Origin of the sequence: Brachybacterium sp. UNK5269 (genome assembly GCF_049266655.1) — a bacterium.
In the GTDB taxonomy this organism is placed as follows: Bacteria; Actinomycetota; Actinomycetes; order Actinomycetales; family Dermabacteraceae; genus Brachybacterium.
This window is the reverse complement of the sequence record NZ_CP184883.1, coordinates 2,611,189-2,624,724: the sequence shown is the minus strand read 5'-3', so window position 1 is coordinate 2,624,724 and position 13,536 is coordinate 2,611,189. Positions and strand designations below refer to the sequence as shown.

General features: G+C 73.3%; 10 protein-coding genes and 1 pseudogene. All 11 read right to left on the bottom strand.

Translation table 11 applies throughout. The features are described 5' to 3' along the window. Nucleotides 1-209 precede the first annotated feature (209 nt). Nucleotides 210-1,100, bottom strand: a complete 891-nt coding sequence (locus ACOJUI_RS12245; RefSeq protein WP_422115230.1) for a transglycosylase family protein — start codon at nucleotides 1,098-1,100, stop codon at nucleotides 210-212. A gap of 261 nt (nucleotides 1,101-1,361) precedes the next feature. Beyond that, entirely contained in the window at nucleotides 1,362-2,273 is a 912-nt protein-coding gene (locus tag ACOJUI_RS12240) for a macrolide 2'-phosphotransferase (protein ID WP_422115229.1), read from the bottom strand. 132 nt (nucleotides 2,274-2,405) lie between these two features. Continuing rightward, entirely contained in the window at nucleotides 2,406-3,794 is a 1,389-nt protein-coding gene (locus ACOJUI_RS12235; RefSeq protein ID WP_422115228.1) for a TerC family protein, read from the bottom strand. Nucleotides 3,795-4,023: 229 nt separating this feature from the next. Then, nucleotides 4,024-6,018 (bottom strand): vWA domain-containing protein, encoded by a 1,995-nt coding sequence (locus tag ACOJUI_RS12230; protein ID WP_422115227.1) that lies wholly within the window; start codon nucleotides 6,016-6,018, stop codon nucleotides 4,024-4,026. A gap of 47 nt (nucleotides 6,019-6,065) precedes the next feature. Next, nucleotides 6,066-7,451, bottom strand: coding sequence for a sigma 54-interacting transcriptional regulator (locus ACOJUI_RS12225; protein WP_422115226.1), 1,386 nt, complete (start codon nucleotides 7,449-7,451; stop codon nucleotides 6,066-6,068). A 132-nt stretch (nucleotides 7,452-7,583) separates the two neighbouring features. Further along, complete coding sequence (locus ACOJUI_RS12220) at nucleotides 7,584-7,910, bottom strand: plasmid stabilization protein (protein ID WP_422115225.1); 327 nt, start codon at nucleotides 7,908-7,910, stop codon at nucleotides 7,584-7,586. An 82-nt stretch (nucleotides 7,911-7,992) separates the two neighbouring features. After that, on the bottom strand, nucleotides 7,993-9,099 hold the full coding sequence (locus tag ACOJUI_RS12215; RefSeq protein WP_422115224.1) for a hypothetical protein: 1,107 nt from the start codon (nucleotides 9,097-9,099) through the stop codon (nucleotides 7,993-7,995). A 125-nt stretch (nucleotides 9,100-9,224) separates the two neighbouring features. Then, nucleotides 9,225-10,289, bottom strand: a complete 1,065-nt coding sequence (locus ACOJUI_RS12210) for an ATP-grasp domain-containing protein (RefSeq protein WP_422115223.1) — start codon at nucleotides 10,287-10,289, stop codon at nucleotides 9,225-9,227. 146 nt (nucleotides 10,290-10,435) lie between these two features. Continuing rightward, on the bottom strand, nucleotides 10,436-11,254 hold the full coding sequence (locus tag ACOJUI_RS12205) for an ABC transporter ATP-binding protein (RefSeq protein ID WP_422115222.1): 819 nt from the start codon (nucleotides 11,252-11,254) through the stop codon (nucleotides 10,436-10,438). Next, entirely contained in the window at nucleotides 11,251-12,330 is a 1,080-nt protein-coding gene (locus ACOJUI_RS12200; RefSeq protein ID WP_422115221.1) for a FecCD family ABC transporter permease, read from the bottom strand. The genes ACOJUI_RS12205 and ACOJUI_RS12200 overlap by 4 nt, the downstream gene beginning before the upstream one ends. Continuing rightward, nucleotides 12,327-13,375, bottom strand: a pseudogene (locus ACOJUI_RS12195) (FecCD family ABC transporter permease). Before ACOJUI_RS12195 ends, ACOJUI_RS12200 begins: the two are co-directional and overlap by 4 nt. Nucleotides 13,376-13,536: the final 161 nt, after the last annotated feature.

Genomic DNA, 13,536 nt, shown 5'->3' with positions numbered 1-13,536 from the left:
GCGGCGTCGATGCGTCCAGGATGCCACCTGTTGCCATCGCTGCGAGCGGAGTGCAGACGCGCATGAGCCGCGTGGTCTCGCATCACTACGAGACCGCGCGGGAGGAGGACGGAGGACGGCCGGGCCATCTCGAGGATGGCCCGGCCGTCCGGACGGGTGTGGAATCGGGAGCCGACGCTCGCCGCCCCCGGGGTCCGCGTGCGCCGTGCTCAGTAGAGGTTGAGGAAGGCCTGCAGGACCTCCACGGTCCCCTCGTCGATCTCGTCGGAGCCGTTCTGCGCGGCGCCGATCTCGTGCTGCAGACCGGCGACGGTGTCCTCGCCGATCACGCCGTCCTGGTCGGTCCCCGCCCAGGCCTGGAGGGCCAGGGTGGTCTTCTCGTCCAGCTCGCCGGTCCGGTCGACGCCCAGCCAGTCCTGGAGGGCGGTGACGGTCGCCGGGCCCATAATCCCGTCGACCTCGAGGGTGCCGGCGACTGCCAGGTCCCCGGTGGCCTTCGAGCCGGGCTCGGTGGCCGACGGCGAGGACGGCTCGGAGGCCGCCTCCCGCTGCGGGGCCTGCTTCTCGGGGGCCTGCTGCTCGGCGGCGGACTCGCCCCGTCGCTCCTCGCCGCGGCTGGAGGACGGCTCCGGCTCGCGCGGCTCGGGCTCCTGCGGGTCCTGCTCCGGCTGCTCGGCGTCGTCCTGCGCCGCGGAGGGCGCGCCGGCGGTGTCGGCGCCGCCGCTGAGGCTTCCGCCGCAGTTCGGCCAGGCGCCGGGGCCCTGCATCGCGAGCAGGCTCTCGCCGGCGGCGATCTGCTCGCTCTTCGAGGCGAGGTCCGCGCGCTCGGCGTACTGCAGGCCGCCGGCCGCCTCCCAGGAGGACTGCGAGAACTGCAGGCCGCCGTAGTAGCCGTTGCCGGTGTTGATGGACCAGTCGCCGCTGGACTCGCAGGCGGCGACCTCGTCCCAGCCTCCCGCGGCGTTCGCGGCGGTGCCGGTGGCGAGCATGCCGGTGGCGACGACGGCGCCTCCGGCCAGGGTGACCGCGGTACGGGTCAGACCCCGGCGGAGGAGGGAGGCGCGGGGGGTGGTCAGGGGGTGCGTGCTGTGCTGGGACATGGACACGTCCTTTCGCTGGGCTCGCAATGGGCGCGGTCCCGCGGGGTCCGCGGGGCACGCGGCGCGCATCTCGCGTCTGTCGAACGCCTGCCAGCGTAGGACGCCGGGCCCCCGGGGATGCAAGACCGGAGGCACCGAGATGACCGAGGTTTTACGTCGGCCTGCCGGGGCGATGACGCCCGACAGTGGACATGGGAGCGCGTTGACCTGCGCCCACGGGCACCGGTGGGGCAGTTGCTGTATCGCGCCGGCGGGCGCGGCTCATCCCTCCGGTGGCGGGTTCAGCCCCGCCGCCGCGGCGTCGCGATGAGCCTGCTCCTCGGTCTGCAGGGCGTACAGCCCGTAGGCGAGCGGGGAGGCGGAGAACATCTCGGCGCAGTGCTCCGCCAGTCGCGGCCACACCGTCCCGCCCCCGGCGACGTAGTGGGCGAGGGCGACCTCGAAGGCCTCCGAAGGGGCGCTGACCCGGTGGAACATGAGGTCCCTGGCCGGGTCGCCGATCGTGGCGGTGGTCCAGTCGATGATCGCGGTGACCCGGTCGCCCTCGACCAGGGTGTGGCCGGGGTAGATCTCGCCATGGGTGAGGACGCTGTGCGGCGGCCAGTAGGTGTCCTCGGCCAGCCAGGCGCTCCAGCGCTCCCGCAGCGCCGGCGCGATCTCGAACTCCCGGCTCACCCGGGTGAGGTCCCGGCGCCACTGCTCGCGCACCTGCGCGGGGGAGCGGACCTCGATGCCGGTCGCGGCCGCCTCGTCGGGATCCACGGCGTGCAGCTGGGCGACCGCATCGCCGAGCGAGGCGGCGTAGACCGGGGAGGCCATGTCGACGTGCCAGGTGACGGCGCCGTCCGCGGCGACCGACAGCGCCGGGGCGCCCGGCAGCAGGGGATAGGCGATGAGCTGTGGAGTCACGATCCGCCAGTCGGGGACCGCCACATCCAGATGCGACGCGACCATCTCCAGCAGCCGGCCCTCGACCTCCGCGCGTGCGAGCACATCGGGTCGGCGGGGGATGCGCAGCACCCACTCCTGCCCGTCGGTGGCGCGGGCGAGGGCGACGCGGAAGTCCAGCCCCATCTCCTCGGTGCGGAGACTCGGCGCTTCGAGGTCCAGGCCGTGCGCCGCGGCGAGCGCGAGCAGGGCGTCGACGTCGGCGGGAGGGATCGGCGTCGTCATCCGGCCACTGTGTCACCGGCGCGCGATCGGCCACAAGGCGATTTCCCGGCGTCCGCCGCCTCGGCCCGGACGGCGGACGGCGCCCCTCGGAATCGATCCGGGGGCGCCGTCCGTGGTGCGCGTGCGGGGGGCTCAGCCCTTGTCGGCGGCGTGGTCCGCGCGGGCCTGCTCGCGCTCGCGGTGCTTGGCCGCCTTCTTGGCGAGGATCTGCTCCTCCTCGGCGACCGTGATGACGTTGTTGTTCGTGTCGGTCGCGACGGTGTGGTCGGGGCGGGTGACGAGCAGGCCGTCCGGCTGCTCGTCGGACCGCTGACCGACCTGGTTGAAGCCGACCCGCTGGTCGTGGATGCGGTGGGCGTCGGCGAGGAGCTCGCGCACGTTCTTCTCGGCCACCACCATGTCCTCGAACTTGTCGGGCAGGGCGTCGATGGTCTGCTCGTGCTCGATCATGCGCTCGTAGATCGCGTCGCGCTCGGCCTCGAAGGCCGCGTAGGTCATCTCGACGTAGGTCTTCGCCTCGTTGTGCGCCTTGTTGACCACGGCCTGCGCCTTGCCCCGCGGGGACAGCAGCGAGGCGAGGATGGTGACCAGCAGGACGCCCATGATCACGCTCAGCGAGAGGCCGGTGGTGATCTCGGGGATGGCGTGCACCGGCTCGCCGCCGTTGATGAAGCCCAGCTCGTTCTCGTGCAGGGCGTGGATGACGAGCTTCACGCCGATGAAGCCGAGGATGATCGAGAGGCCGTAGGAGAGGTACACCAGGCGGTCCAGCAGACCGTCGATGAGGAAGTACAGCTGGCGCAGGCCCAGCAGCGAGAACACGGTCGCGGTGAACACGATGTAGGTGTTCTGGGTCAGGCCGAAGATCGCCGGGATCGAGTCCAGTGCGAACAGGATGTCGGTGGCGCCGATCGCGATCATGACCAGCAGCATCGGGGTCAGGACCCGCTTGCCGTTCTCGATCGTGAAGAACTTGTCGCCGTCGTACTCGTCGGTCGCGGGCAGCACATTGCGGACCAGGCGGACGAAGATGCCGTCGGCCTTCTCCTCCTCCGGCTCGTCACGGACCTCGTCGATGATCATCTTCACCGCGGTGTACAGCAGGATCGCGCCGAAGAGGTAGAAGACCCAGGAGAGGTGCTCGATGGCCACGGCGCCGATCGCGATCATGCCCGAGCGGGCGATGATCGCGAAGGTGATGCCGAACAGCAGCACCTTCTGCTGGTCCTCGCGGGGCACGGCGAAGGCGCCCATGATGATGAGGAAGACGAAGAGGTTGTCGACCGAGAGCGCCTTCTCGGTGACGTACCCGGCGAAGTACTCGGTGCCCATGGTGGTGCCGCCGAAGATCAGCACGGCCAGGCCGAACACCAGGGCGATGCCCACGTAGATGGCGGACCAGACGGCCGCCTCGCGGATCGTGGGGATGTGCGCCTTGCGCACATGGAAGACGTAGTCGAAGGCCAGCAAGCCCAGGACCAGCACGATCGTGAGGATCCAGATCAAGGGGGAGACGGTCATGTTCCTGCTTTCCGGGGTCGCGCGATGGACCCGGGTCTCTCCGCCCGTCGATCTGTCCGACCGGCCGCTGCGCCCGGGAGACCCTCGTCAGTCCCCGTGATGACGTGCGCAGTGTTGTGGATACTCCCCCGTTGTCGTGCTGGAGTCTACCGCCGGTCCCTGGACGGCGGGGAAGAGCCCGGGGGCAAGTGCAAGAGGGCTCACGCCGGCGATCGGACGCGGCGGCGCGTCACAGCACGTCGTCGAGGGTCGGGCCCCGACGGGCGCGCAGGAACTCGTCGACGACGGCCGCGCCGAGATCCTCGGGATCCGGGGCCACGACGGCGCCCCCGACGCGGCGCGCCATGGCGGTGAGGAAGCGGGAGAGGCCGGGGTCGTCGCCGAGGCGGAAGAAGGTGGTGCTCGCTCCGGCCCGGCCCAGGCGGTCCAGCTCCGCGACCGTGGCGGCGATCGTCTCCGGTTCCGGGGGGTAGGAGAACCAGGACTCACCGTCGGGCAGCAGCTGCGCGGTCGGTTCGCCGTCGGTGACGACCAGCAGCACCGGCTGCCGACCCCGATGCCTGCGGAAGAACTCCCCGGCGAGCATCAGGCCGTGGTGCAGGTTGGTGCCCTGCTCGTGCACGGCCTCGAGCGCCAGCAGCTCGCCGATCTCGAGGGGGACGGCATGACGGCCGAAGGAGACGAGCTGCAGGACATCGCCGCGGAACCGGGTGCTGACCAGGTGATGCAGGGCGAGTGCGGTGCGCTTCATCGGCACCCAGCGGCCCTCCATCGCCATCGAGAACGAGGTGTCCACCAGCAGCACGACGGCGGCCCGGTTGCGGGCCTCGGTCTCGCGGACCTCGACGTCCCCGACCTCCAGCCGCACTCCCTCGGCGGGGTCGCCGCCCGTCGCGGCGGTGCGGGTGATCGCATTGGTCAGCGAGCGGCCGACGTCCCACGGCTCCGCGTCCCCGAACTGCCAGGGCCGGGTGGCGCCGGTCTGCTCGCCGGCGGCGCCGGCCCGACGGGTCTCCCGGGCCCCGGTGCGCGCGGAGAGCCGTCCCGCGGCGTCGCGCAGCAGGGCGGCGCCGAGCTTCCGGGTCGCGCGGGGGGACATCCGCAGCTCCCCGTCGGCGCCGCGCCGCAGGTAGCCGGAGTCGCGCATCGCCTGCTCGAGCTCCCGCAGGAGGCGCGCGGAGACCGCGGCGTCCGGTCCGAGATGGCGGGCGAGGGCGTCGACGTCGAGGTCGGACAGCGCGGAGCCCGCATAGGACTGGCCGAGCTGCTCGGCGAGGGTGTCGAGCTCGGCGAGCTCCTGCATCACGCCGGCGCCCTCGCCGAGGCCGAGGCCCTGCTCGCCGTCGAAGCTCTCCGCGCCGGACCAGTCCTCACCGGGGCGCAGCGCCTGCAGGGCTCCGTCCATGCGCATCAGCTGGGCCATCAGCTCGGGGGAGCCGAAGGCCCGCGCGGACAGCGCCAGCAGCTCCTCGCGCTGCTGGGGCGTCATCGAGCGCAGCATCCGCTGGGCGGCGGCGGAGCGCCGAGCCAGCACGTCGATCAGCTCCTCGATGTCCTCCGGGTCCTCGGGGAAGGCCTTGCCGTGCTTCCTCATGAAGTCCGCGAAGTCCTCCGGCCCGTCCTCGCCCGCCGCGTGCTTCTCGAGCAGGTCGCCGAGATCGCGCAGCATCTCGGTGATCGCCTCGCGGTCGGCGTCGGTCGCGCCCTCGAGCGCCTGCTTCATCCCGGAGAAGCGCTGGCCCAGCAGTTCGCCGCCGAGTCTGTCCTGGATCTGCCGGTAGGTCTCGCGGGCCTCGGAGGACGCCCAGTCGTACTGCGCGAGCTCGCTGACCGCGGCCGAGGTCGACCGCGGCAGGTTCTCCAGGGTCATCTCCCGCAGGGTGCGGTCGACGGGTGCCATCGCGGTGTCGCGCGCGAGCTGCCCGCGCTCGGCCAGCACGGCCTTCTCCAGCAGCGCCGTGATCTCCTGGAGGGTGCCGTCCAGGCGGTGTCGGGTCAGCAGGTCCCGGCGGCGCTGCTGGACGCGGCCGGCGAGCTCGTCGAGCCCGTCCCGGCCGTGGCCGCCGCGGCGCAGGTGCTCGGCCAGCGCGCTCTCGGGGGAGTAGCCGGCCATGACGCCCTCGGAGACCGCGTCGAGGACCTCGGCGAGGTCGAGGGGCGGCGCGAGGGGATCGGGCCCGCCGGTGAAGCGTCCGTAGCGGGCTCGTCGCTGGGAGCGGGGCATCGAGGCCTCCTCGCGATCGATTCGGATGCAGTCGGCGGCGGGACCGGTCAGCCGTACACGGTCTCCCCGGCCACGGACTCCTTGGACAGTCGGCGCACCAGGTAGAGCCCTTCGAGGGCCAGCTCGATCGCTCCCGCCCGCTCGCCCGGTCCGCTCGCCTCCAACCGCTCGGCGATCCGGTCGTAGAGGTCCTCGGAGGCGGTCCGGGGCAGAGCGGCCAGGAACTCCTGCGCGGTCACCCTCTCTCCGGTGGTGACCGTGCGGACGCCGTCGAAGGCCTCCACCAGCGGGCCCAGGTCGAGGCCGGCGAAGCGCTCGCGCACGACCTCGGCCGTCGCGGTGCGCAGCAGGTGCTCCAGGATGTCGAGCTCGCGCCCCTCCTCGCCGGACTCGAACTCGACCTTGCCGCCCAGGACATCGATCGTGGTGCCGAGGTCCACCGGGCGCGCCACCGCCGCCCCGCCGCGCACGGTGGCGCGGTGCAGCGCCGCCGCGGCGACGGTCTCCGCCGCCGCGATCGCGAAGCGGGCGGAGACGCCGGAGGACTGGTTCACGGCGGAGGAGCCGCGCAGGTTCCGGGTGAAGCGGGCCAGGATCTCCAGCAGCACCTCGGGCACGGCGGCGGTGAGGTGCGCCTCCTGGCGGATCACCGCGATCTCGTCGGCGATCTCGAGGGGGTAGTGGGTGCGGATCTCGGCGCCGAAGCGGTCCTTCAGCGGAGTGATGATGCGCCCGCGGTTGGTGTAGTCCTCCGGATTGGCGGACGCCACGATCAGGACGTCCAACGGCAGCCGGAGCACGTAGCCGCGGATCTGCACGTCGCGCTCCTCCATCACGTTCAGCAGGGCCACCTGGATCCGCTCGGCCAGGTCGGGCAGCTCGTTCAGTGCCACGATGCCGCGGTTCCCGCGGGGGACGAGCCCGAAGTGGATGGTCTCCGGGTCACCGAGGCGCCGGCCCTCCGCCACCCGCATCGGGTCCACGTCGCCGATCATGTCGGCCACCGAGGTGTCCGGGGTGGAGAGCTTCTCGACGTACCGCTCCTCGCGGTGGAGCCAGCTGATCGGCAGCGCGTCGCCCTCTGCCTGGATCCGCGTCCGGGTGGCGTCGGTGACCGGGGCCAGCGGGTCCTCGTGCAGCTCGGATCCGGCGACGGTGGGCGTCCACTCGTCGAGCAGTCCCACCAGGGTGCGCAGCAGCCGCGTCTTGCCCTGGCCGCGCTCGCCGAGCAGGACCACGTCATGGCCGGCGATGATCGCGCGTTCCAGCTGCGGGATGACGGTGTGCTCGAAGCCGTGCAGGCCGGGCCAGGGGTCACGGCCGTCGGCCAGTGCCGACAGCAGGTTCTCCCGCATCTCCTCGCGCAGGCTGCGGCTGGTGTGGCCGGCGGCGCGGAGCTCGCCGAGGGTGGTGATCTCAGGGGTCGGGCTCACCCGCCCAGCGTAGACACCTCTGCGCGGGACGGACAGAGGTGTCAGCGCCGGGGACGACCGGCGATCACTCGGGTGCCCTCGCCGCCGCGCCGTGAGCGGCAGCAGGACCCGCGCCCGTGCGGGGCCGCACCGTCAGCGGTCCTCGACGGCCTTCTCCAGCTCGTCCTTGGTCATGCTCGAGCGGCCCTTGACACCCTGGCGCTTCGCATCCTGGTAGAGCTGGTCCCTGGTGCGTCCCTGCGGGCCGGAGCCGGAGCGCTCGCCCCCGCGCTCGGCGGGCGACTTGTCCTCGAGCGAGGTGCGGCTGGCCTCCTCGGCCTCCCCCTCCTGGGCGCGGGTCTTGTTCACCGTGCGGGCGGCGATCTCCTTCGCCTCGTCCTCCGAACTGCCCTGGTCGAGCCGGCTCTGCTTGACGTGCTCGTACTGGCGTTCGCGCTTCGCGCTCCATGCGTCGGGCATGGTCACTCCTCCTGGGATCGGTCGACGGCGGGGCGAGCCCGGGACGGTGCCCGAGCTCGCCCTCGGGGCCTGCGGGTGGCTGCTACTCGCGCCGGGAGTCCCCGGACATGCTGCCGATGCTGTTGGACGGGGTGGCGTCGTCGCGCCAGCGCAGCAGCGCTCCCACCCCCTCGGGGATGCCGTCGGCGTCCTCGGGCAGCGCCGAGATCGCGGCGTCGGTGGCGAGGGCCCCGCGCAGCAGCTCCTCGATGCCGGCGGGTTCATGCCCGCTGACGAACACCAGCTCGTCGACCTGACCGCGGCCGAGCGCCTGGGAGACCTCGAGGGCGCCGCCGACGGACGCCCCGTCGCGGGCCTGGCTCTCGCGGAAGCGGGTGGCGAGCTCCTGCTGCCGGGCGACGATGAACTCCTCGGTGGTGCGGATCAGCTCCTCCCGGAACGGGCCGCGGTCCAGGGCCGCACCGCGGGTGCCGCCGGAGACCTCGATCAGCCGCGCTCGGGACTCCCGGCCCAGGGCCTCCCGCAGCAGTCCCATCGCCCGCACGTCGCCGCTGAGGAGCACCATGTCGATCTGGCGCTCGCGCAGGTTCTTCTCGACCGCCGAGGCGACCGCGTCGGCGTTGCGCTCCCAGGAGTCCTCGACCCGCGCCTCGAAGTTGTTGGTCCGCCAGCCGTGCTGGCCGCCGCCCGCGACGCTCGCCTTGTGCAGCTCGTCGTGGCCGCCCTCGACGCTCGCGTGCTCGCCGAGGCCGTGGGGGCCGTTCGTGATCGAGGGGTTCTCGGGGGCCCGCAGGTGCAGGTCCGCCCCGGCGCGGTCCACCACGATCAGCAGCTGGCTGACCGCGAAGGGGATCAGCCGCATCATCGGCAGCAGGTGCGGGAACTCGCCGCGATGGGCGGACTCGACGGCCGGCGGCACCGGCAGCACCCGGTCCACGAGGATGTCGGTGTCCGAGGCGAAGATCGACCGGCCGTGCCGGCCGCCGATCGGCGAGGGGCTGAGCACCGTGTCCTCGATCCGGGCCAGCAGCTCCGCGGGGGCGCCGTCCGCGGCGAGGCGGGAGCGCATCTGCCCCCATCTCGCCTCGAGCTGGCCGGCGGCGTTCGGGTCCGTCCGGGTGGTGTCGAGGTGGAGGGAGACGAAGGGACCGGGACGGTCGAGGACGGGCGTGAGCCAGGGCAGTTTCACCAGGGACCTCCTGCATGCTCGGTGAGCGGGGGCACGAGGCTCCCAGCTGGGGCTCGATGCACCGCGTGGGTCCGCCCCACCTTGGCACGCACCGCTCACCGCCGCAAGGGAGAACTCCTCCCGAGTCAGCCGGCGGGCTGCGCCGCCTCCTGCTCCGCGCGCAGCAGCGCGCCGAGATGGCGGGCGATCCGGCGGGCGGCGGAGACCTCCACCGCGTCCTCGACGTCCGGGTTGTAGTTGGTGTTGGTGTTGACGTCGTAGGTGACGGTGCGACCGTCGAGAGTGGTCATGTACTCGATGCCCGCGATCTCGATGCCGAGCTCGGCCAGCAGTGCGCGGTACTGCTGGATCAGCGGGTCCTGCGCGGTGACCTCGGGGCGCACCCGGAACATCGGCTCCGCGGCCTCGCCGTCGCCGGGGACCGCGCAGGCCTCCGCGGGGCAGAGCTCGAAGCCGCCCTGCGAGGTGTCGACGCGGACGGCGTAGACGAACTCCCCGCCGACGAACTCGGCCCGGGTGATGGCGGGCTCCGCGGCGATCAGGAGCTCCTGCAGCAGGGTGATGCCGTCGGCCGCCTCCTCGAAGCCGTCGCCCTCGACGTAGGCGGCGAAGGAGGCGTGGTCGTCGAAGCGGCGCACGCCCAGGCCCTTGCCGCCCTGGTTGTGCTTGGTGATGAAGGGAGCGGGCAGCGCGCGGGCCGCCTCGACCAGGCCCTCGCGGCCGAAGACCGCGACGGTGCGGGGCACGTCGAGCCCGGCGCGGCGCAGCGCCGCATGCTGGAGCACCTTGCTGACCTCGAGGTCGGCGACCGGCTGGCCGTTCACCACGCGCCGACCCCAGGAGGACGCCCAGGCGGTGATCGAGCGGGCGGCGTCCTTGGCCAGCGGGGCGCCGCGGGTGTGCGACGAGGCGCTGAGCCGGGACCAGATCACCCCGCGCGGCGGCTCGGCGTCGAGGTCGAGGGTGCCCTGGCCGAGGGGCCATTCGACCAGCGGCACCCCCTCGGCCTCGAAGGCGCGGCGGAACGGGGGGATCCACTCGGGGTTGTCGTGCAGCACGTGCACGGCGAAGTCCCGGGACGGCGGGGCGGGGACGGCGGCCGCGGGCGCCTCGGCAACGGTGCCGGCGCCGCGGTCGGCGCGCGGCGTCAGGGTCACGGCGGGCACGACGGTCAGTGGCGAGGCGGACATCAGCTGCTCCTTGGGGCGACGAAAGATGTCCTTCAGCCTAGGGGTGGGAGCGGGCCGTGGCCACCGCAGTGGTGAGCATCATGGCCGGCCGGCCGACCGGCCGGCCGGGCGCGGCGCGTGGTCCGCGCGGCCTGCTGAGCGGGGGCTCAGGCGGGCGCGCTCTGCGCGCCGCCGTGATGGCGACCGATCGGGAGCATGAGCGGGGTTCCCGAGACCGGGTCGAGGATGATCCGGTTGGCGAGGCCGAACACCTCGCGCACATGGTCCTCGGTGAGCACCTCGGCGGGGGAGCCGCTGGCGTGCACGGTGCCGTCGGCGATCATCACCAGCTGATCGCAGTACCGGGCGGCGAGGTTCAGATCGTGCAGCACCATCACGATCGTGATGCCGCGGGCCCGGTTCAGGTCCGTCAGCAGGTCGAGGACCTCCACCTGATGGCTCACGTCGAGGAACGTGGTGGGCTCGTCCAGCAGCAGCAGATCGGTGCCCTGGGCCAGGGCCATCGCGATCCACACCCGCTGGCGCTGCCCGCCCGAGAGCTCGTCGACCGGTCGCTCGGCGAGCTCCGCAGTGCGGGTGGCGTCCAGGGCCGCGCCCACCGCCTCGTCGTCGGCGGTGGACCAGCGGGAGAACAGGCCCTGGTGCGGATGGCGTCCGCGGCCGACCAGATCGGCCACCGTGATCCCCTCGGGGGTGATCGGGGCCTGGGGGAGCAGGCCCAGCAGCCGGGCCAGTTGCTTGGCGGGCATCCGATGCACCTGCTCCCCGTCCAGCAGCACCTGGCCGGCGCGCGGGGTGAGCAGACGGGACATCGAGCGCAGCAGGGTCGATTTCCCCGAGGCGTTCGCGCCGACGATCGCGGTCACCTTCCCGGGCAGCAGTGCGAGGTCCAGATGCTCGATGACGGTGCGCTCGCCGTAGCCGAGGGTGAGGTCGCGGGCGAGCAGCAGATGGTCGGTGGTCATGAGGAGCTCCCTGCGCGGTGGGCGCGGACGATGAGGTAGAGCAGGTAGGGGGCGCCCAGCACCCCGGTCACCACGCCCACGGGGTAGCGGGTGCCGGTGGCGTACTGACCCACCAGGTCCGCGACCAGCACCAGCAGCGCCCCGACCAGCGCGGCCGGCAGCAGCGGCGAGGCGCCGGGGCCGATGATCCGCACCGCGATGGGTCCGGACAGGAACGCCACGAAGGCGATCGGTCCGCAGGCGGCGGTGGCGAAGGCGATCAGGCCCACCGCGGTCACGATGATGATCGCCCGGGTGCGCCCGACCCGCACCCCGAGCGCCTGGGCCGCGTCGTCCCCGAGCTGCGTGGCGCGCAGGTCCCGAGAGCGCGACAGCAGCAGCGGAGCCAGCACCAGCAGCGCGGCGAGCACCGGCAGCACCTGCGACCAGGAGCTGTTGTTCAGGCTGCCGGTGAGCCAGCGCAGCACCTCCTGCAGGTCCCACTGCCCGGCCTGGGTGAGCACCCAGTCGGTGAGGCTGTGCAGCATCGCCGCGATCCCGATGCCCACCAGGATCAGCCGTGTGCCCGCCGCGCCGCCGCGGTAGGACAGCAGGTGGATCAGCGCCGCGACGCCGAGACCGGCGAGGACGGCGAGCAGGGAGACCGCCGGGCCGGACAGGCCGAGCACCACGATCCCGAAGGCTGCGGCGGCGCTCGCGCCGGAGGAGATCCCGATGATGTCGGGGCTGGCGAGCGGATTGCGCAGCAGGGTCTGGAAGGCGACGCCGCCCAGTCCGAAGCAGGCGCCGGCGAGCACGCCCAGCACCGCCCGGGGAAGGCGCAGCCGACCGACCGTGAAGGACGCCCCCGGCACGTCCTGGCCGGCGATCACCCGCAGTACCTCTCCCGGCGGATAGACGGTGCGGCCCAGCATCAGGGACAGGCTGAACACGATCAGGATCGCGAGGGCCAGGGCGGCGACGGCCAGGGCGGCCCGGCGCCGCCGCGCGCGCCGGGCGAGGGCCACCCGTCGGGCGGTGGGGGCCGCGGCCGGAGCGTGCGCCGCGCCGGTGCGCGTGGTCGCGGGGGCGCTCACAGGCTCGTCAGCTTCCGTCGGCGCACGATGGCGATGAAGAACGGGGCGCCGATCAGGGCGGTGACGATCCCGACGTCGAGCTCGGCGGGCCGCGCGACGATGCGGCCCAGCACGTCGGCCGCGGTCAGCAGGGCGGCGCCCACCACGGCGCTGAACGGCAGCAGCCAGCGATGGTCCGCCCCGATCAGCAGGCGGCAGGCGTGGGGGACCACCAGGCCGACGAAGCCGATCGGCCCGGTCACGGCGGTGACCGCCCCGCACAGCACCACCGCGCCGGCAGCGGCGAGGGCGCGGGTCAGGACGACGCGCTCGCCGAGCCCGGCGGCCGGCTCGTCGCCGAGGGCGAGGGTGTTCAGGCCTCGCGCGCACAGCATCGAGAGCGCGAACCCGGCCAGCAGGAAGGGCGCGACCTGCTGCAGGGAGTCGAAGGTGCCGCCGCCCACCCCGCCGATCTGCCAGGAGCGCACGCTGTCGCCGATGTCGGAGCGGGGGCAGCACGACGGCGCTGATGAAGGAGGTCAGCGCCGCGCCGGTGGCCGCGCCCGCGAGCGCGAGCTTGAGCGGGCCGGCCCCGCCCTGACCGAGCGATCCCAGCGCGTACACCAGCGCCGCAGTGGCCGCGGCGCCCGCGATCGCGACCCAGATGTAGGACGAGGCGGCGGTGAGGCCGAAGTGGGCGATCCCGATGACCACCGCGAGGGGAGGCGCCGGTGTTGATGCCGAGGATCCCGGGGTCGGCCAGCGGGTTGCGGGTCACGCCCTGCATGACCGCGCCGGAGATCCCCAGGGCCGCCCCGGCGATCACCGCGAGCAGGGTGCGGGGGATGCGCTTGGCGACCGCGGCGGGGCCGAACCCCTCCGCCGAGCCGCCGAGGGCGGCCAGGATGTCTCCGCCGCCGACGGACCGCGAGCCGATCGTGACCGACAGCACCGACAGCGCCGCCAGCACCAGCAGGGCCACCAGCAGCCACAGGGCGCGCCGCCGGGACGATCGCCGCAGGGTGGCGGCGGTCGTCCCGGGGGTGCTCGTGAGGGTCGGGGTCATCCGCGGGTTCCGGGAGGGGCTCAGGCGGTGGCCGTGGCCGCGCGCTCGAGCTCGGTGAGGTAGTCCTCGAGGATGTAGGAGATCGCCAGCGGGGGTGGGGTTCGCGGCGGTGCCCAGCGGGCTGTCGCTCGGCAGCGCCACCACCGCATCGTGGAGGACGG